Origin of the sequence: Catellatospora sp. IY07-71 (genome assembly GCF_018326265.1) — a bacterium.
Classification (GTDB): Bacteria; Actinomycetota; Actinomycetes; order Mycobacteriales; family Micromonosporaceae; genus Catellatospora.
In genome coordinates, this window is the sequence record NZ_AP023360.1 from 2,177,829 (window position 1) to 2,196,998 (window position 19,170).

Genomic DNA, 19,170 nt, shown 5'->3' on the forward strand with positions numbered 1-19,170 from the left:
AGCCCGCTCGTTACCGCGTGTTTAGGTGAGGGCCGGCCACGACGAGGGGGATCCATGTCACTGAGCAAGAGGCGTTGGCTGCGCTCTGTCGTAAGACTGGGCGTGGCGGGCGCGCTGGTGGCCACCGGTCTGATCGTGGGCGCCTCGCCGGCGCACGCGGTCGCCACCAGAACGGTCGCGTTCTGGAGCATGGACGAGCCGGACGGCGCGTCGGTGCTCGTGGACAGCAGCGGCAACGGGCGGCACGGCACCATCGGGTCCGATGTGACCCCGGGGACGCTGTACGCCGGTGCGACCGGGCACCGTTTCGCGACGGTGCTGCCCAGCGAGAACGCCCACCGTCCGGGACACGTCGATCTGGTGCCCGCGCACAGCGACTTCAACCCGGACGCCGGCGACTTCTCGTTCACCGTCCGCCTGCGCACGACCTACTCCTTCGGCAACATCATGCAGAAGGGGCAGGGCGCGACCGCGGGCGGCTACTGGAAGTTCGAGGCCCCGGGCGGCAGCCCGAAGTGCCTGTTCCGCGGCGGCAACGGCGCGTCGCGCACCGGGTACTTCGACGGCACGATCAACGACGGCCAGTGGCACACCATCACGTGCAACCGCACCTCGACCTACGTCGAGATGTACGTCGACGGGGTGCGCACCAGCCGGCTGACCGGCCCGACCGGCACCATCTCGAACAACTGGCAGCTGTCGATCGCGGGCAAGAGCGCCTGCGACGGCGTCGAGGTCACCTGCGACTACTTCGTCGGCGACATCGACTACATCAAGCTCATGAAGGGCTCGGGCGGCACGTCGAACGCGGCCCCGGTCGCGGACGTCGCGGCGTCGTGCACCGGCCTGGTCTGCGCGCTGTCCGGCGCGGGCTCGACCGACGCCGACGGCGCCGTCCAGAACCACGCCTGGAACTTCGGCGACGGCACCACCGCCGACACCGACAGCGTGCCGACCACGTCGCACACGTTCCCGGCGGCGGGCACGTACAACGTCACGCTGACCGTCACCGACGACGACGGAGCGACCGACACCGACACGCAGCAGGTCACCGTCGCGCCGATCCCGGAGAAGATCTCCTTCGTCGGGCAGGCCACGTCGAACGCGAACACCACCACCCACTCGGTGACGGTGCCGTCCGGCGTGCAGGCGGGCGACCAGCTGCTGCTGTTCCTGAGCCAGAACACCCACGCCACCACGGGCACGCCGACCGGCGGCGGCTGGACCCAGCTCGACCGGCTCGACGGCGGCTACGCCACCACGACGGTGTGGCGCAAGACCGCCACGGCCGGGATGGCGGGCAGCACCGTGCAGGTGACGCTGGGGGCGCAGTCGAAGGGCAACTTCGTGCTCGCCGCCTATCGCGGCGTGGACACGTCGGCGCCGGTCGTCTTCGCGAACGCCACCGACGCGGCCAGCGCGGCCAGCCGCATCACGCCGAACGCCGCGGTCACCGCGGCGCAGAGCTGGGGCGTGTCGTACTGGATGCACGGCGACGCCGCGTCCACCTCGCTGACGGCCCCGGCCGGGGTGCAGGTGCGCAGCAACGGCTCGCAGACCGGCGGCGGCCGGGTCACCGGCCTGCTGGCCGACTCCGGCAGCTCCCTGCCGACCGGCACGTACGGCGGTCTGACCGCCACGGCCGCCGCGGCCAGCACCACGACCACCACGTGGACCGTGATCCTGCAGCCCGCGTAACCCGTCACACGGCGAAGCTCCCGCCATGCTGTCGACACAGCGTGGCGGGAGCTTCGTTCATCGGGGGGTACAGCTCAGGAACAGCGCCAGAGCACCGCCTGCTGGAGGCCGTCGCGGGTGCCGTCGTCGACGTTGCCGACCACGGTGCGGCCGTCGTCGCTGACCGCCTGCGCGAAGTTCATGCCGTGCTCCGGGAACGGGAAGACGTCGGGCAGCCGCACGGTGCGGGTGCCGTCGGTGAGCACCGCGTGCTGGTCCCGGCCCATCCCGGCGACCCAGCCGTGCGCGTTGACGCCGTTGCTCCACTCCAGCTCGGGCAGCACCTCCGCCTTGCCGGTGACCAGGTCCCAGCGCACGCCGACGGGCGTACCGGCGGCCTTCGGCGACGATGCGTAGCCGACCACCCAGCCGTTGCTGATCCCGCGGGCGTCGTAGTAGTCGGCCGGTACGCCGCCGGGCAGCACCGGGCGCTCCAGCACCCGGCCCGGCCCCTTGACGGGCCACAGGTAGGCCACGCGCTCGGCGCGCACCCCGGCCGCCTTCATGTCGTCGGTGGCCTCGCCGGGCAGCTCGACGTAGCCGACGACGGTGCCGTCCGAGTCGACGTCATAGGCATGTCCGCGCTTGACGTCCTTGGGCAGCGGCAGCTTCGTCGGCTGCGAGGTCGGCGAGTCCCAGCGCACCGGGGCGTCCTCGTACGCGCTGCCGCCGACGATGACGCCGAACTCGTTGATGGCGCGGGCGTCGCGGCCCTTGCCGCCAGGCAGCACCGTCGAGCGGTCGCCGACCGCGACCACCGCGGTGGGGCCGCCGTTCTTCCACACCTGCCCGACCGCGACGCCGTTGGAGTTGATACTGCCCAGGCTGTCGTCGTCGCCCGGCTTGCCGACCTTCGTCACCACGCCCTCGTGCCAGATGATCGGCTGCCGGCCCGCCGAGTAGGTGCGGTACGTGGCGTACCGGCCGGTGGGGTCCAGCGCGCTGGCGTGGCTCTGCCCGCCCCCGGGCACCGGCAGCGCCTCGCCCGTGCAGGACGTGGGGAACGCCACGCTGACCGTGCGGTCGTACTTCGGTTTCGGTGACGGGCTGGGCTTGGCCGACGCGCTCGGCCGCCCGGCGGTGTCCGGCGCCACCTCGGCGGCCTGGCTGAGCACCACCGGGATGCTCGCGGCGGCCAGCCCGACGGCCGCCGCGGCGGCGGTGACGGCCAGCCGCTGCCGGCGCCGGCGGCGGGTGCCCGCGACGACGGCCGCGGTGACGTCCACCCGGGACGGCGCATCCGGCTCCTCGTCGAGCGGCCGCAGGATGCGGCGCCCGTACTCCTCGTCGTTCATATTCAGTGACTCCTGGCTGCTGTCGTCAGGGGAAAGTCGGCCGCGCCGCCGAGGTGGCGGCGCAGCGCGGCCAGACCGTGCGAGGTCTGGCTCTTGACCGTGCCGGGGGAGCACCCCAGCAGTTGGGCCACCTCGTCCACGGGCAGGTCGCACAGGAAGCGCAGGACCAGGACGGCCCGCTGGCGGCGGGGGACCTGTTCCAGCGCGGCCCGGAGCACCAGCCGCAGCTCGGTGTTGGGCTCGGGCTGGCGGCGCTCGTCGGGCGTGTGCCCGAACAGCCGCACCCTCGCCCAGGACAGGCGTCGCTCGTCCAGGAACTCGCGGACGAGCATGGTGCGCACGTACCGGTCGAGGTGGACCACGTCGCGGGTGCGGTGCCAGCGCACGTAGAGCTTCGTGATCGCCTGCTGGACCAGGTCGTCGGCCCGGTGCGCGTCGCCGCAGAGCAGGAAGGCCGTCCGGCGCAGCGACGTCAGCTGCGCCGACACGAACTCGGTGTACTCCGCGTCCCGTTGCTCGTTCTTCGATGCCATCGCCCGCCCCGTGATAGGTGTTTGCCCTTGGACGGGCCCGGCCGCGCGCGGGGTTGTACCGCGCGCGTCCGATTTTCAACGGCCGTGTTGGCGTACATTGTGCGTACAATCAGGGTCATGAGTGCCAAAGGTGAGCGGCTGCATCTGCGGGTCGACGCGGAGCAGAAGGCGTTGTTGGAGGCCGCCAGTGCGGCGACGGGCGCGAGCGTGTCAACGTTCGTGCTGGCCGCCGCAACCGAGGCAGCGGCCGACGTGCTCGCGGACCGCCGTGTGTTCGTGCTGGACGAGCAGGACTGGCTTGCCTTCGACGAGGCGATGAACAGGCCGGCGACAGACGTCTCCGGACTGCGGGAGTTGTTGTCCGGTCCGACAGTGCTCGACGCTCCGCAGACCGGAGGGCAACGGTGAGCGCACCCTTCAGCGCGGTCGAGCCGCTGACGGCTGAGCATGTGGTGGAAAATTTCGACTGCGGCTCGGTCGCCCAGTCCGAATGGCTGATCCGGCACGCGCTGCAGGCGCATCGAGCCGGTCTGTCTCGCGTTTATGTGGTGCGCGGCCTCGAACAGCCCGAGAGCAGGGTCGTCGGCTACTACGCCCTCGCGGCCGGCAGCGTCGCGCCCGCCGACGCATCGCGTCGCATGATGCAGGGAGCCGGTGGCTATCACCAGCCCGTGGTCATCCTGACCCGGCTCGGTGTGGACCAGTCTGTCCAGGGCGCCGGGCTGGGACGTGCGCTGGTGGTTGACGCGCTTCGGCGTATCGCCGGTGCGTCCGACGTCATCGGGGTCAGGGCACTCCTGATCCACTGCGAATCGGAGGCGGCCCGCGACTTCTACCTGCGGCTGGCGAAGTTCGATCCCAGTCCGACGGATCCGATGCACCTGCTGTTGATGATGAAGGACCTGCGTCGCGCCCTCATCGCATGATCACTTGTACGGGCGCGGATATGGCGAGAACGCCTCGGACGCGGACGCCGGTCACACAGAGTCGATGGCTGCGGCCGCGGTGTCGCCCCGGCGTGCTGGAATGTTCGGCGTGAGCAGCGGCGCGCAGCGGAACTGGCGGCTGGTCCGGGCCGGCGGCCCCGACCGGCCCCCGCTGCATGCCGATCCGGCCCAGCTGCGGGCCATCGAGCACGAGGCCGGTGCGCTGCTGGTGCGCGGCGGGCCCGGCACCGGCAAGACGACCACCCTGGTCGAGGCGGTCGCCCGGCGGGTGGCCGAGGGCACCGACCCGCAGCGCATCCTGGTGCTGACCTTCGGCCGGCGCGGTTCGCAGTCGCTGCGCCGCCGCATCGAGTCCCGCATCGCGCGCGGTGTCGGCCACGAGCCGCTGGTCAGGACCTTTCCGGCGTACGCCTTCGGCCTGCTGCGCCGCTCGGCCGCGCTGCTGGGCGACCCCTCCCCGCGCCTGCTCTCCGGACCGGAGCAGGACCTCGTCATCCGCGAGCTGCTGCCCGGCGAGGACGCCGCCTGGCCCGCGCGGCTGCTGCCCGCGCTGGGCACCCGCGCCTTCGCCGAGCAGCTGCGCGACCTGCTGCTGCGGGCCGCCGAGCGCGGCATCGGCCCGGAGGACCCGCTCTGGCAGCGGCGGGACGACTGGCAGGCCGCCGCGCGTTTCCTGCACGAGTACGAGCAGACGATGGCGCTGCGCGACGCGAGCACCCGCGGCTCGGCCGGCTACGACCACGCCGAGCTGGTCCGGGCCGCCACCGCGACGCTGCGCCGCGACCCGGAGCTGCTGGCCGCCGAGCGCTCGCGGCTGTCGGCGGTGTACGTCGACGAGCTGGCCGACACCGACCCCGCGCAGGTGGAGCTGCTGCAGCTGATCGCGCAGGGGCTGCCGCTGGTCGCCTTCGCGGACCCGGACTCGTCGACCTACGCGTTCCGGGGCGCCGACCCGGAGATCGTGCGCACCTTCGGCGAGCTGTTCCCCGGCGCCGGGCAGGTGCTGCTGGCCACCGCCCACCGGGCCGCGCCCGCCATCCGGAAGGCCACCGCACGCGTCGCCCGGCGGCTGCCGAGCCACCTGCCGCTCGTGCCCGCGCCCCGCGAGCCGGATCCCGACACGGTTCCGCTGCTCGCCACGGCCGTGCTCGACGCGGCGGTCGCGGCCGAGGAGGTCGACGATCCCGACGTCGGGGTCGAGGTGGTGGCGCTGCGCAGCCGGGTCAGCGAGGCGGCGTTCGTGGCGCACCGGCTGCGCCGGTCGCACCTGGTGGACGGGGTGCCCTGGTCGCGCATGGCGGTCATCATGCGCTCCACGAACGCGCAGCTCCCGGCGTACGAGCGGGCGCTGCGCCAGGCGGGCGTGCCGACCAAGGTGCTGGCCGAGGATCTGCCGCTGCACCAGCAGCCCGCGGTGAAACCCCTGCTCCTGCTGCTGCGCTGTGCGCTGCGGCCGGACCAGCTCACCGAGGAGGCGGCGGTCGCGCTGCTGCACTCGCCGCTGGGCGGGGCCGACCCGATGACCGAGCGGCGGCTGCGCCAGGGTCTGCGTGCGCTGGCGATGGCCGGTGGCGACCCGCGCGGCTCGGGCGAGCTGCTGGTCGAGGCGCTGCGCGACCCGAACGAGCTGGCCGCGCTGGACCGGCGCTGGGCCGAGCCCGCGACCCGGATCGCGCGGCTGCTGGCCACCGGCCGGGAGGCCGCGGCGCGCCCCCGAGCCACCGCCGAGGAGGTGCTGTGGGCCGTGTGGCGGGCCAGCGGCCTGGCCGAGCGCTGGGCGGGGCTGGCCACCGCGCCCGCGCTGGGGCTGGACCAGCAGCGCCGCGCCGAGACCGCCGACCGTGACCTGGACGCGATCATGGTGTTGTTCGACGCGGCCGCCCGGTTCACCGACCGGCTGCCCGGCGCGCGGATCGACACGTTCCTGGAGCACGTGGCCGACCAGCAGCTGCCCGCCGACTCGCTGGCCGCCAGCGGCGACCGGGGCGAGGCGGTGCGCCTGCTCACCGCGCACGCGGCCAAGGGCCTGGAGTGGGACGTGGTCGTGGTGGCCGGGGTGCAGGAGGGCGTCTGGCCCGACCTGCGGCTGCGCGGCAGCCTGCTCGGCTCGGAGCAGCTCGTCGACGAGGTGGCGCAGCGCGCGTTCACCGGGGACCGGGCGCAGCGGGTGGCGCAGACCGCGGCGCTGCTGCACGAGGAGCGGCGGCTGTTCTACGTGGCGGCGACCCGGGCCCGGCGGCGGCTGGTGGTCACCGCCGTCGACTCGGGCGCGGTCGGCGGCGCGGACGGCGAGGACCGGCCCAGCCGCTTCCTGTTCGAGCTGGCGCCGCCGGTCAAGGTGGACGAGGACGAGGTCGCCGAGCTGGAGCTGGCCCGGCCGCCCCGGGCGCTGACGCTGCCCGCGCTGGTCGCGGAGCTGCGCAGCGCGGTCGCGGGCCCGGACCCGGCGCGACGGCACGCGGCGGCCCGGGAGCTGGCCCGGCTGGCCGCCGCCGGGGTGCCGGGCGCGCACCCGGACACCTGGTGGGGGCTGCCTGAGCTGTCCGACGACGGCCCGCTGCACGGCCCGGACGAGCCGGTGCGGGTCACCCCGTCCACCATGGAGAGCGCCCTGCGCTGCGGCCTGCGCTGGCTGCTGGAGCGGCACGGCGGCGCGCCCGCCTCGTCCAGCGCGCAGGGCGTGGGCAACCTGGTGCACGCCGCGGCGATGCTGGCCGACGAGGCGATGACCGACCCGTCGGTGCTGATGGACTACGTCGCCGCGCGGTTCGACGCGATCGAGCTGGCCGCCGCCTGGCTGGCGGGCCGGGAGCGGGACCGCTCGCAGGAGATGCTGGGCAAGCTGACCCGCTGGCTGGCGGAGAACCCGCGGCGCCTGGTCGCGATCGAGCGCGAGTTCACCGTACGGCTGGCCGCCGAGCCGCCGATCGACCTGGTGGGCCGGGTGGACCGGCTGGAGGTCGACGAGCAGGGCCGGCTCGTGGTGATCGACCTGAAGACCGGCAAGACCACCACCGCCACCCGCGAGGAGCTGCCCGAGCATCCGCAGCTCGGGGCCTACCAGGTGGCCGTGGAGGCGGGCGCGTTCCCGGAGGGCGACGAGTCCGGCGGGGCGGCGCTGGTGCAGCTGGGGACGACCCACAAGGACGCCAAGGAGCAGGTGCAGGAGGCGATCGGCGGCGCGGAGGATCCGCAGTGGGCGCACGCGATGGTGCACCGCACCGCGGCGACCATGGCGGCGTCCACGTTCGTCGCGAAGATCAACGACAAGTGCCGGATGTGCCCGGTGAAGAGCAGCTGCCCCGTTTCCGGCAAGGGGCGCCAGGTGGTCGAACCGTGACGCTCGTTTCCAAGCCGCGCGTCGCGGACGGTCCGCGGTGGACGCCGGAGGAGCTGGCCGCGCGGCTGGAGCTGAAGGAGCCGACGGCCGAGCAGTCCGCCGTGATCAGCGCGCCGGTCGCGCCGCTGCTGGTCGTCGCGGGTGCGGGGTCCGGCAAGACCGAGACCATGGCCGCGCGGGTGCTGTGGCTGGTCGCCAACCAGCACGTACGCCCCGAGCACGTGCTGGGGCTGACGTTCACCCGCAAGGCGGCGGGCGAGCTGGCGCACCGGGTGCGGGTGCGCCTCGGGCAGCTGCGCAGGCACGCGGGCGACCGGATCCCGGGCGGGCTGGACGGCGAGCCGACCATCGCGACCTACCACTCCTTCGCCGCGCGCATCGTCACCGAGCACGGCCTGCGCGCCGGGTACGAGCCCAGCACCCGGCTGCTCACCGAGGCGTCCTGCTGGCAGCTCGCCGACGAGGTGGTGCGCTCCTACACCGGGGACATGACGGCGGTGGAGGCCGCGCCGAGCACGGTCGTGTCGGCGGTGCTGGCGCTGGCCGGGGAGCTGGCCGAGCACCTGGTCACCCCGGACGGCCTGGCCGCCTGGACCGGCCGCTTCCACGCCACGCTCAGCGGCAAGCCGGGACGGGTCACCGCCGACGTGCGCGACCTGCTCGCCCGCCAGCGCGCCCGCCTGCAGCTGCTGCCGCTGGTGCGCGCGTACGACCAGCGCAAGCAGGTGCTGGAGGCGATGGACTTCGGCGACCAGATGTCGCGCGCGGCCCGGGTCGCCCGCGACCATCCCGAGGTCGGCGCGGCCGAGCGGGACCGCTTCCGGGTGGTCCTGCTCGACGAGTACCAGGACACCAGCCACGCGCAGGTGACGCTGCTGCGGGCGCTGTTCGCCGGGGACGTGGCCGTGGTCGAGGGCGGCGCGACCGGGCGCGGGCATCCGGTGACCGCCGTGGGCGACCCGTGCCAGTCCATCTACGGCTGGCGCGGGGCCAGCGCGGGCACCCTGGACCGGTTCCCGGCCGAGTTCCCCGACGTGAACGGCGAGCCCGCGGCGACCGCGCAGCTCGGCCGCAGCTTCCGCAACCGGTCGGAGATCCTGTCGGTGGCGAACAAGATCTCGGCGCCGCTGCGCGACCGGGGCGCCCGGGTGGTGTCGCTGACCTCGGGCAGCGACGCGCCCGGCATCGTGCAGTGCGCGCTGCTGGAGTCGCACCTGGACGAGGCGGACTGGATCGCCGACCAGATCGTGACCGCCTGGCGCACCGAGGCCAAGGTCGCCGACGACCAGAACCCGGCGCACATCCCGGTCGAGCGGCGGCCCACCTCGGCGGTGCTGGTGCGGGTGCGCTCGCAGATCGCGCCGATCGAGGCCGCGCTGCGCGCCCGCGGGCTGCCGGTCGAGGTGGTCGGCCTGGGCGGCCTGCTGGACACGCCCGAGGTGCGCGACGTGGTGTGCACGCTGCGCGTGCTCAACGATCCGACGGACGGGGCGAGCCTGCTGCGGCTGCTCACCGGCGCGCGCTGGCGGATCGGCCCGCGCGACCTGGTGGCGCTGCACCGGCGCTCCCGCGCGCTGGCGCACGAGCGGCGGGTGGCCGCCGGGGACGACGCGGAGATCGTCAGCGACCGGCTGGACGACGCGGCGCTGTCCGAGGCGCTGGACGACCTCGGCCCGGCCGAGCAGTACTCGGCCGCGGCGTACGCCCGGCTGTCGGCGTACGCGCAGGAGCTGGCCGCCCTGCGGGCGCGGCTGGACCAGCCGGTGAGCGACCTGATCGCCGACATCGAGCGCACCACGGGCCTGGACGTCGAGGTCGCGGTGCGGGCCGGTGAGGTCGGCCTGGCCCGCGCCCACCTGGACACCCTCGGCGAGGTCGCGGCCCGGTTCGCGATCGAGACCGACGGGGCGCCGCTGGGCGCGTTCCTGGCCTACCTGGCCGCGGCCGAGGACGAGGAGCGCGGGCTGGCCCCGGGCGAGATCGACGTGGCCGAGGGCGCGGTGCAGATCCTCACCGCGCACGCGGCCAAGGGCCTGGAGTGGGACGTCGTCGCGGTGGCCGGGCTGACCAAGGACGTGTGGCCGGGGCCGAGCAAGGCCGGCGACCACTACCTCAAGGGCCTGGGCGTGCTGCCGTTCCCGCTGCGCGGCGACCGCGACGGCCTGCCCGCCCTGCACGTGCAGCGGGCGGGGGACCAGAAGGAGCTGGGCAGGGCCGTCGCCGAGTTCGAGCAGGAGTGGAAGGAGCACGACGCCCGCGAGGAGCGCCGCCTGGCGTACGTCGCCGTCACCCGCCCCCGGACCTGGCTGTTCGCCTCCGGGTACTGGTGGGGCGACAAGGTGCGCAAGCCGCGCGGGCCGTCGCCGTTGCTGGAGGAGATAGTCGCGGTGTGCCGGGCCGGGGAGGGCCACGTCGACGTGTGGGCGCCGGAGCCGGAGCCCGACGCGGTCAACCCGACCAGCGGCGAGGTCGTGTCCACCTGGCCCAGCGATCCGCTCGGCGCGCGCCGCGCCCACGTGGAGGCCGCCGCGGACCTGGTCCGGGCCATGCTGGACGACCCGGACGGCGGGGTCGCGCTGGCCGAGCACGACGAGGTGACCCGGCGCTGGCGGCAGGAGGCCGACCTGCTGCTGGTCGAGCGCACCGAGCAGGCGCGCCGGGCGCAGCGGGCCGATGTGGTGCTGCCCGCCCACCTGTCGGTGTCGCAGCTGGTGGCGCTGCGCAAGGACCCGGTGGCGCTGGCCCGGCGGCTGCGCCGGCCGCTGCCCGCCGCACCCGACCCGTACGCGCGCCGCGGCACCGCCTTCCACCACTGGCTGGAGCAGCGCTACGGCGCCGACCAGCTGCTCGACCTGGACGACCTGCCCGGCGCCGCGGACGAGGACGCCGCCCCCGACGAGGAGCTGGCGGTGCTGAAGGAGCGCTTCGAGCAGAGCGTCTGGGCGGACCGGGTGCCGGTCGAGGTGGAGACGCCGTTCGTGGTCGAGCTGGGCGGGACCGTCGTGCGTGGACGGATGGACGCGGTGTTCCGGTCCGGCGACGGCTACGAGGTGGTCGACTGGAAGACCGGCCGGGTGCCCACCGGCGCGGCGGCCACCGCGGCCGCCGTGCAGCTCGCGGCGTACCGGCTGGCCTGGGCGGCCCTGGCCGGGGTGCCGGTGTCCCAGGTCAGCGCCGCGTTCCACTACGTACGCGACAACCACACCGTGCGCCCGGCGGACCTGCTGGACGCGGCGGGGCTGGCCGCGTTGCTGACGGCACTGCCCACCCAGGACGCCGACTGACGGTCCGTGCCATCGGAGATCGGCCGAACGCCGGACGGAACGAGTCGTCGAACCGACAGCGTGATGTCGTACGCGGCGGGCATTGTGGATGCGGAAACACGCATCCGCTGGGAGGCGCGCCGTGGAGTCGTCGGTCCGGGAACTGCTCCTGGTGATGCTGCTCGCGCTCACCGGGCTGGGCATCGCCGGGGCCGTGGTGCTCGCGCCGTGGCACGCGGCGCAGGCCGGTATCGTCGTCGAGGTGCATCCGCCGGCGCTGCCGTGAACCGGATGGAGCTGAGACCGTGAACGCCTCGGAACCCGGCCCGTTCCCCCTGGACCGGCGGTTCCTCGATATCTGCCGGAGTGGCGCGATGTTCAAGCGGACTTCCCTGGTGACGGCGGCCCTCCTGGCCGCCGTGCTGGTCACGGGCGTGGGCCCGGCCGTGGCGGCCGAGCCTGATCTCGTCCGCAGCTCCCAGTGGCAGCTCACCGACCTGGACCTCGCCGCCGTGCACCAGCGCGCCACCGGCGAGGGCATCATCGTCGCCGTGATCGATTCCGGGGTGGACGCCGCCCACCCGGACCTGACCGGCCAGGTGCTGCCGGGCGCGGACGCGGCCTCGGGCACCGATGTGGACGGACGCGGCACCGGGCTCGCCGGTCTCATCGCAGGTCACGGCCATGTTCCGCCGATCGTGCCGGCGGTGCCGGGCGCGTCGCCGTCCCCGTCCCCGTCGGCCGCGGGCCTGGCGTCGCCCGAACCGTCCCCGTCGGCCGTGGCGAATCCGCGTACGGCCGGGGTGCTGGGCGTGGCGCCGGGTGCCAAGATCCTGCCGGTGGCGTTCGCGCCGGAGCCGGGTGCGACCGGCGACCCGGACCTGCTGGCCGCGGCCGTGGACCGGGCCGTGGCCGGGGGCGCGAAGATCATCTGTGTGGCCCGGGGCGTGGCGCCGAGCGCCCGGCTGGAGTCGTCGATCGAGGCGGCCGTCGCGGCCGGGGTGCTGGTCATCGCGGCCGACGCGGACCGGTCCGGATCGCCGTTCACGCCCTGGCCCGCGTCGTACCCGGGCGTGCTCAACGCCATCCCGGCCGACCGCTCGGGCCAGGTGCCGGTCGCCCCGCTGAGCGGGCGCACCACCGGTCTCACCGCGCCCGGCGTGGACCTGGTCACCACCGGGCCCGGCGCGGGCTACCGCATCGACGGCGGAGCCGGTGCCGCGGCGGTGCTCGCCGGTGCCGCCGCCGTGGTCTGGTCGGCGTACCCGAAGGCGACCGCCCTGCAGGTGGTGCAGCGGCTGCGGCTGTCCGCGCAGGATCTCGGCGCGCCCGGTCCCGACAGCCGATACGGCACCGGCCTGCTGAACCTGTCCGCCGCGCTGACCGTGGCGCTGCCCGAGGACACTCCGGCGAGCCCGGCCCCGTCCCCGGCGGCGCCCAGCCCCAGCGTCGCGCCGAGCGCCTCCCCGCTGCCGGTCGCCCTGGCCGACAGCCGTGACTGGCGGCGCTGGCTGGTGGTGCTCCCGCTGCTGCTGTTCTTCACCGGCCTGGGCGTGTGGGCCGGCCGCGCCTCGCGCACTCCGGCTGCCGCCCGCTGACCGCTGCTTCGGGTCAGGGCTTCCCTCATGCCGCCTCGGCGGCCTGGCGGGAGCCCTGACTGCGCGTGGGGGTGGCAAGTGCCGCTCGCATCTCCTATCGTGTCGGTAGGTTATGTAGGTTTTGGGTCGGGCTGGTCGGCCGGTCCGGCCGGCTGCGCCTTAACTTGATCAGCGATACGAGGAGGTACGGCCATGGGCATCGCGGTGGTGGTCGGCGGCGGTTGCAGTGGCGTGCTGGCCACTCGTGAGCTGCTGCGGACCGGCTGGCAGGTGGTCATGGTCGACCCGGGCGCGCGGCCGGGCCGGGGGCTGGCCTACGGCACCGCCGCCCCGTGGCACCTGCTCAACTCGCCCGCCGCGGCGATGAGCGCCGACCCCGATCAGCCCGAGGACTTCCTGCGCTGGTGCCGGGTCCGCGACCCGCGGACCGCGCCGGGCGCGTTCGTGCCCCGTACCTGGTACGGCGACTACCTCACCGAGGTGCTGCGGGAGGCCGACCGCACCGCGCAGGGCCGGCTCACCATGCAGCGCGGCCGGGTGGCCCGGGTGTTCGAGCCGTCCGCCGCGGGCGGCCCGCTCACCGTGCTGCTCGGCGACGACGTGGTGATCCCGGCCGACCGGGTGGTGCTGGCGCTGGGCCACCCGGCCCCGTCCGCGCCCGCCCGGCTCGACCCGGCGCTGACCCGCTCGGGCGGCTACGTCGCCGACCCGTGGCGGCCCGGCGCGCTGGAGAACCTGCCCGACGGGCCGATCCTGCTCATCGGCACCGGCCTGACCGCCGTCGACGTGGCGCTGAGCCTGTCCCGCGCGGGCCGCCGCGAACTGACCGCCGTCTCCCGGCACGGACTGCTCCCGCAGCCGCACCGGCCTGCCCCGGTGCCGGGTGCCGACGCGTCGTCGGCATCGGGCACGCAGGCTGCGGCGTCGGCGGTGCCCGGCCCCGGGGCGGTGGCGGCGGCTCAGGCCGCGACCCTGGCGGCGCTCGGCGAGCTGACGGCCGCCGGTTCGCTCGCGACGATGGTCCGGACCCTGCGCGCGCTCGCCGAGCGGACCGGCGACTGGCGGGCGGTGCTGGACGCGCTGCGCCCGCACTGGGACGCGCTGTGGCGGAGCCTGCCCGAGCCGGAGCAGCGCCGCTTCCTGCGGCACCTGGCCCGCTACTGGGAGGTGCACCGGCACCGCATGGCCCCGGCCGTGGCCGATGAGATCGACGGACTGCGCGAGCGCGGCGAGCTGCGCATCCAGGCCGCCGAGCTGTGCGGGCTGCTGCCCGGTGCGGAGGGCGTACGCGTGGTGCTGCGCGAGCGGCACGGCGGCGCGATCACCACGACCGGCTACGCGGCGGTGGTGAACTGTACCGGGCCGGGCCGGCTGGTCGAGTCCGATCCGCTGGTCCGGGCGCTGGTGGCCGAGGGCATGGCCCGGCCGGGCCCGTACGGCCTGGGCCTGGACACCGACCCGCACGGCGCGCTGCTGCGCCGCGACGGCTCGGCGCACCCGGCGCTGTGGACACTCGGGCCCACCCGCCGCGGCGTGCTGTGGGAGACCACCGCCGCGCCGGAGATCCGCGCGCAGGCGAGGGCGCTGGCGCAGGCGCCGGCTGGCGCGGTCGGCCGTGACCTGGCGCCGGTCGCCGAGTGCGTGGAGTCGTAGAGATTCCCGGCGGGCACCCGCGCGCATGTCACACCCCGCGGGTGCGGACGCGCACTCGGACAGCTTGCTAGGGTCGGTTTTGTGTCCACCGAGACCAGCATTCAGATCCCGCGCACGGCATACGAGGTGGAGCGGTTCACGCTTCCCAACGGCCTGCGCGTCGTGCTCAGCCCGGACCGCAGCGCACCGGTGATCGGTGTCGCGGTCGTCTACGACGTGGGCATCCGGTCCGAGCCCGAGGGCCGCACCGGCTTCGCGCACCTTTTCGAGCACCTGATGTTCCAGGGCTCGGCCAACCTGGAGAAGCTCGCCCACTTCCGGCACGTGCAGGGCGCGGGCGGCACCTTCAACGGCTCGACCCACCTGGACTACACCGACTACTTCGAGACGGTGCCGAGCAACGCGCTGGAGCGGATGCTCTTCCTGGAGGCCGACCGCATGCGCGGGCCGCGCCTGACCGAGGAGAACCTCAAGAACCAGATCGACGTGGTCAAGGAGGAGATCCGGGTCAACGTGCTGAACCGGCCGTACGGCGGGTTCCCGTGGCTGAAGCTCCCGCCGGTCATGTTCGACACGTTCCCGAACGCGCACGACGGCTACGGCTCGTTCAGCGACCTGGAGGCCGCGACCGTGGCCGACGCGGCCGAGTTCTTCGACCGCTACTACGCCTGCGGCAACGCGACGCTCAGCGTCTCCGGCGACTTCGACTCGGCGTACGCCCGGACCCTGATCGAGCGGCACTTCGGCGACGTGCCCGCCCGGCCCGCGCCGCAGCTCGCCGACTTCGACGAGCCCGACCTGACCGCCGAGCGCCGCGAGTCCTACGTGGACCGGCTCGCGCCGCTGCCCGCGGTGGCCTCGGCGTGGCGGGTGCCGAACCCGGTCACCGACTTCGCCGGCTACCTGCCGTACGTGGTGCTGGCCGAGGTGCTCACCGACGGCGACGCGTCCCGCCTGGTGGAGCGCCTGGTGCTGAAGGACCGCACGGTCACCAGCGTCGGCGGCTACCTCGGCTTCATGGGCGAGCCGTTCGAGGTGCGCGACCCCACCGCGCTGCTGCTCCAGTCGCACCTGCCGCCCGGCGGCAGCGTGGACAAGGTGCTGGTCACCATCGACGAGGAGCTGGACCGGCTGGCCACCGACGGCCTCACCCCGGGCGAGCTGGCCCGCACCCAGGCCCGCATGGCCACGCACCTGCTCCGCGAGACGGACGCCGTGCTGGGCCGCGCGCTGCGGATGGCCGTGCTGGAGCTGCAGCGGGGCAACCCCGGCCTGCTCAACGACCTGCCGCACCTGATCGCGGAGGTGACCGAGGAGCAGATCCGGTCGGCCGCCGCCGCCCTGCGCCCGCACCGCCGGGCTTCCATCGAGGTCGTGCCCGGAGGCAACCAGTGACGCTGCTCGCTCTGCCCGAACTGGACGAGACCCGGCCGCTGTCGCTGCCGCTGCAGGCCGAGCGGACGCTGCCCAACGGGCTGACCGTGCTGGCCATCCGCCGGCCGAGCGTGCCGCTGGCCGAGGTGCGGCTGCGGGTGCCGTTCGCCCGCACCGAGCTGGCCGAGGCCGCGGTGCTGGCGCAGACGCTGTTCTCCGGCACCAGCACCAAGACCACCGTCCAGATAGCCGCGGACCTGCAGTCGGTCGGCGGCGGCCTGGGCGCCGGGATTGACCCGGACCGGCTGCTGATCAGCGGCAACTCGCTGGTGTCCGGGCTGGACCGGCTGCTGGAGCTGCTCGCCGAGGTGCTCGACGACGCCGCCTACCCGGAGGGTGAGGTGGCCACCGAGTCCGAGCGCCTGGCCGACCGGATCCAGGTGGCCCAGAGCCAGCCCGCCCACCTGGCCCGCGTCGCGCTGCTCAAGCGCATCTACCCGGGCCACCCGTACGCGGTGCAGACGCCGTCGGTGGAGGAGGTGCGCGCGGTGACCCCGGCGGGCCTGCGCGCGCTGCACGCCCGCCGCCTGCACCCGGCCGGGGCGACCCTGGTGCTGGTCGGCGACCTGGACCCGGAGCAGGCGGTCGACGTGGCCGCCAAGCGGCTGGGCGGCTGGGACGGCCGGGGCGAGACCGCCGAGCTGCCGCCGATCCCGGCGCTGACGCCGGGGCCGCTGCTGCTGGTGGACCGGCCCGGCGCGGTGCAGTCGTCGCTGCGCATCGCGCTGCCCGCGGTGCCGCGTACGCACCCGGACCACGCGGCGCTGCAGCTGGCCAACATGATCTTCGGGGGCTACTTCTCGTCCCGCTGGGTGGAGAACATCCGCGAGGACAAGGGGTACACCTACGGCCCGCACTCGGTGATCGAGCACTCGGTGGCCGGCTCCACGCTGACCGTCTCCGCCGAGGTGGCCACCGAGGTCACCGCCCCGGCGCTGGTCGAGACGCTGTACGAGCTGGGCCGCATCGCGGCGCTGCCGGTGGCCGAGACCGAGCTGGAGCAGGCGCGCCAGTACACGCTGGGCACGCTGCAGCTGGGCATGTCCACGCAGGCCGGGCTGGCCGGGCTGGCCAGCTCGTACGCCGGGTTCGGGCTGCGCCTGAACTACCTGGCCGACTACTCGGAGCGGCTGGTCGCGGCCACGCTGGAGGACGTGCACCGCGCCGCGGCGACGTACCTGGCGCCCGCCGTGGCGGCCCCGGTGATCCTCGGCGACGCGGAGCGGATCCAGGCCGCGGTCGCGGCGATCGTGCCGGTCGAGGTCGAGTCGAAGCCGTGACCGAGCATGAGGCGGCCCGGTCGGATCTCGACCGGGCCGCGTTCCGCCGCGCCGACCCGCAGTGGCTCGCCGACGCCTGGCAGCGCGGCCGCGTGGTCGTGGTCGGCGACGACGGCAAGGCGCTGATCCGTGACGACCGGCTGGTGCTGTTCACCTCGGCCGAGGTGGGCCCCGGCGACGCGGCGGGCGAGCCGCTGTTCCTCGCGGTGGACGCCGACGGTATGCCGTACTTCGCGGTCAACCGCACGCTGCCGGAGGTGCCCGGCGCGACGCCGCGGCACCTGTGGGAGGTGGGCGCCGACCTGCCGCCCCGGGAGACCGCGCTGCTGACCCAGGCGCTGGCGCTGGTGCGCTGGCACCGCGACCACCTGTACGCACCGCGCACCGGCCGCCCCACCACGGTGGAGCAGGGCGGCTGGGTGCGCCGGGACAGCGAGGGCGAGCTCCACTTCCCGCGCACCGACCCGGCCGTCATCATGCTGGTGCACGACGGGGTGGCCGGTCCGGACGGCCGCGCGCTGCTCGGCTCCAACGTCATCTGGGCCAACGCCGACAAGCGTCGTTACTCGACGCTGGCCGGTTTCGTGGAGGCGGGGGAGACCGCCGAGGACGCGGTCGCCCGCGAGGTGTACGAGGAGTCCGGCGTCCGCGTCCACGAGGTGCGCTACCTGGCCAGCCAGGCGTTCCCGTACCCCCGCTCGCTGATGCTGGGCTTCACCGCGACCGCCGACCCGGCCGCGAACCCGATCCGCACCGACCCCGAGGAGCTCATCGACGCTCGCTGGTTCACCCGCACCGAGATCGCCGCGGTCGCCGACGGCGCCGACACCTCCTTCACCCTCCCCAACCGCTCCTCCATCGCGTACCGCCTGGTGGTGCACTGGCTCCACGGCGGCTGACCCCCCTCTCCCGCGTTGATCATGAACTTGGGGACGTGATGGACGGCGTGTCGCGACCCTGGGACCGTGATCAACCTGGGAAAAGGGTGTGTCGGAGCGCGGGAGGGGCGGGGGTGGCGGCTTAGCCTGGGAGTCGGTCGCCCCGACGGAGGTCCCCCTTGCCGCGAGGATCCAGCCCGATCGTCCGCCGCCAGCGCCTCGGCGTGGAGCTGCGCCGCCTGCGTGAGGTCGCCGGGCTCACCGGGGAGCAGGTCGTCGAGCGGGTCGGCTGGGCGGCGAAGTCCAAGCTGTCCCGGCTGGAGAACGGCCGGAGCCGCCCCGACCTGGCCGATGTCCTGGACCTGCTGGACCTTTACCGGGTGCGCGGCCGCGACCGCGAGCAGCTGGTCGCGATCGCCCGCGACGCCGGCAACACCCGGGCCTGGCTGCGGGCCTACCCGGTGATGACCCAGCGGCAGCGGGGGTACGCCGAATTGGAGGCGGGCAGCGCCCGGATCCGGGAGTACGGCCTCGGGGTGGTGCCCGGCCTGCTGCAGACGCCCGACTACGCGCGGGTGCGCATCCTGTCCTCGTGGTCGCTGTCGGCGGGGGCGTCCGCGCCGGTGCCCGCCCAGCGGCCCGCGATCGGGCCGGTGGCCGAGCCGCCCGCCCCGCAGGAGCCGGAGACCGAGGTGGCCGCGCGGCTGGCCCGCCAGGCGATCCTCACCCGTGCGCCCGATCCGCCGCGCTACGAGGCGATCCTCGACGAGCAGGCGCTGACCGGCCGCGGTGCACCGGACGAGGTGCGCGACGCGCAGCTGGTCCACCTGGCCGGGCTCGCGTTGTTACCGAACGTGACGATCAGAGTACTGCCGCGCACCGCCACGGTCGGCCGCCACTTCGTACCGTATACGGGATTTTCTATCTATCACTTTCCCGACCCGGAGGACCCGGAGACCGTCGCGGTGGAAACACTGGCCCGTGAGCTGGTTCTCACCGACCGCAACAGCGTCGACCGGTACGCCACGGTGTTCGGCTGGCTCAGCGACGCCGCGCTCGACCCGATCCGATCCCGATCCTGGATCAGCGCCCGCATCGAAGATTCACGCCGGAAGTAAACTACGCTCCGTCACCCGTTCGGGCGGTGCTGCTCGACGATCGTCGCGTCTTGCTTGATTCCAGCTCGGGAAATGCACAAGCATGACATCAGCC

14 protein-coding genes are annotated in these 19,170 nt (G+C 74.5%); 12 read left to right on the top strand and 2 right to left on the bottom strand.

Annotation, left to right across the window (positions count from 1 at the left end; genetic code table 11):
• Nucleotides 1-54 precede the first annotated feature (54 nt).
• Nucleotides 55-1,698, top strand: a complete 1,644-nt coding sequence (locus tag CS0771_RS09940) for a PKD domain-containing protein (protein ID WP_212840721.1) — start codon at nt 55-57, stop codon at nt 1,696-1,698.
• Between the two features lie 74 nt (nt 1,699-1,772).
• Here CS0771_RS09940 and CS0771_RS09945 read toward each other — a convergent pair whose 3' ends face one another.
• Both CS0771_RS09945 and CS0771_RS09950 read right to left on the bottom strand, forming a co-directional pair.
• Nucleotides 1,773-3,032, bottom strand: a complete 1,260-nt coding sequence (locus CS0771_RS09945; protein WP_212840722.1) for a hypothetical protein — start codon at nt 3,030-3,032, stop codon at nt 1,773-1,775.
• A 2-nt stretch (nt 3,033-3,034) separates the two neighbouring features.
• Complete coding sequence (locus tag CS0771_RS09950) at nt 3,035-3,565, bottom strand: SigE family RNA polymerase sigma factor (RefSeq protein WP_212840723.1); 531 nt, start codon at nt 3,563-3,565, stop codon at nt 3,035-3,037.
• Nucleotides 3,566-3,682: 117 nt separating this feature from the next.
• On the opposite strand from CS0771_RS09950, the gene CS0771_RS09955 reads away from it, so the two are divergent.
• From CS0771_RS09955 to CS0771_RS10005, 11 genes are all read left to right on the top strand, one after another.
• A complete protein-coding gene (locus CS0771_RS09955) occupies nt 3,683-3,973 on the top strand; it encodes a DUF1778 domain-containing protein (protein ID WP_212840724.1) in 291 nt (96 codons plus the stop codon).
• Nucleotides 3,970-4,491: a GNAT family N-acetyltransferase gene (locus CS0771_RS09960; RefSeq protein WP_212840725.1), complete on the top strand. Its 522-nt coding sequence runs from the start codon at nt 3,970-3,972 to the stop codon at nt 4,489-4,491. The genes CS0771_RS09955 and CS0771_RS09960 overlap by 4 nt, the downstream gene beginning before the upstream one ends.
• A 100-nt stretch (nt 4,492-4,591) precedes the next feature.
• The gene (locus CS0771_RS09965; RefSeq protein ID WP_212845744.1) at nt 4,592-7,852 is read left to right on the top strand and encodes an ATP-dependent DNA helicase; all 3,261 of its coding nucleotides are present in this window, start codon (nt 4,592-4,594) and stop codon (nt 7,850-7,852) included.
• Nucleotides 7,849-11,136: a UvrD-helicase domain-containing protein gene (locus CS0771_RS09970; RefSeq protein WP_212840726.1), complete on the top strand. Its 3,288-nt coding sequence runs from the start codon at nt 7,849-7,851 to the stop codon at nt 11,134-11,136. The genes CS0771_RS09965 and CS0771_RS09970 overlap by 4 nt, the downstream gene beginning before the upstream one ends.
• Nucleotides 11,137-11,257: 121 nt before the next feature.
• Nucleotides 11,258-11,401 (top strand): hypothetical protein, encoded by a 144-nt coding sequence (locus CS0771_RS09975; RefSeq protein WP_212840727.1) that lies wholly within the window; start codon nt 11,258-11,260, stop codon nt 11,399-11,401.
• 88 nt (nt 11,402-11,489) lie between these two features.
• Nucleotides 11,490-12,713 carry a S8 family serine peptidase gene (locus tag CS0771_RS09980; protein ID WP_212840728.1) on the top strand — a complete coding sequence of 408 codons (1,224 nt, stop codon included), beginning with the start codon at nt 11,490-11,492 and terminating at the stop codon, nt 12,711-12,713.
• A 192-nt stretch (nt 12,714-12,905) separates the two neighbouring features.
• On the top strand, nt 12,906-14,366 hold the full coding sequence (locus CS0771_RS09985) for an FAD/NAD(P)-binding protein (RefSeq protein ID WP_212840729.1): 1,461 nt from the start codon (nt 12,906-12,908) through the stop codon (nt 14,364-14,366).
• A gap of 99 nt (nt 14,367-14,465) precedes the next feature.
• Nucleotides 14,466-15,761 (top strand): M16 family metallopeptidase, encoded by a 1,296-nt coding sequence (locus CS0771_RS09990; protein WP_371821564.1) that lies wholly within the window; start codon nt 14,466-14,468, stop codon nt 15,759-15,761.
• A complete protein-coding gene (locus CS0771_RS09995) occupies nt 15,758-17,080 on the top strand; it encodes a pitrilysin family protein (protein ID WP_212840731.1) in 1,323 nt (440 codons plus the stop codon). The genes CS0771_RS09990 and CS0771_RS09995 overlap by 4 nt, the downstream gene beginning before the upstream one ends.
• Entirely contained in the window at nt 17,077-17,979 is a 903-nt protein-coding gene (gene nudC, locus CS0771_RS10000; protein WP_212840732.1) for an NAD(+) diphosphatase, read from the top strand. The genes CS0771_RS09995 and nudC overlap by 4 nt, the downstream gene beginning before the upstream one ends.
• Before the next feature lie 158 nt (nt 17,980-18,137).
• The gene (locus CS0771_RS10005) at nt 18,138-19,076 is read left to right on the top strand and encodes a helix-turn-helix transcriptional regulator (protein WP_212840733.1); all 939 of its coding nucleotides are present in this window, start codon (nt 18,138-18,140) and stop codon (nt 19,074-19,076) included.
• Nucleotides 19,077-19,170: the final 94 nt, after the last annotated feature.

Coding starts and splice junctions, on each gene's coding strand:
- CS0771_RS09940 (WP_212840721.1), top strand. CDS start 55: ATGTCACTGAGCAAGAGGCGTTGGCTGCGCTCTGTCGTAAGACTGGGC.
- CS0771_RS09945 (WP_212840722.1), bottom strand. CDS start 3,032: ATGAACGACGAGGAGTACGGGCGCCGCATCCTGCGGCCGCTCGACGAG.
- CS0771_RS09950 (WP_212840723.1), bottom strand. CDS start 3,565: ATGGCATCGAAGAACGAGCAACGGGACGCGGAGTACACCGAGTTCGTG.
- CS0771_RS09955 (WP_212840724.1), top strand. CDS start 3,683: ATGAGTGCCAAAGGTGAGCGGCTGCATCTGCGGGTCGACGCGGAGCAG.
- CS0771_RS09965 (WP_212845744.1), top strand. CDS start 4,592: ATGTTCGGCGTGAGCAGCGGCGCGCAGCGGAACTGGCGGCTGGTCCGG.
- CS0771_RS09980 (WP_212840728.1), top strand. CDS start 11,490: ATGTTCAAGCGGACTTCCCTGGTGACGGCGGCCCTCCTGGCCGCCGTG.
- CS0771_RS09985 (WP_212840729.1), top strand. CDS start 12,906: ATGGGCATCGCGGTGGTGGTCGGCGGCGGTTGCAGTGGCGTGCTGGCC.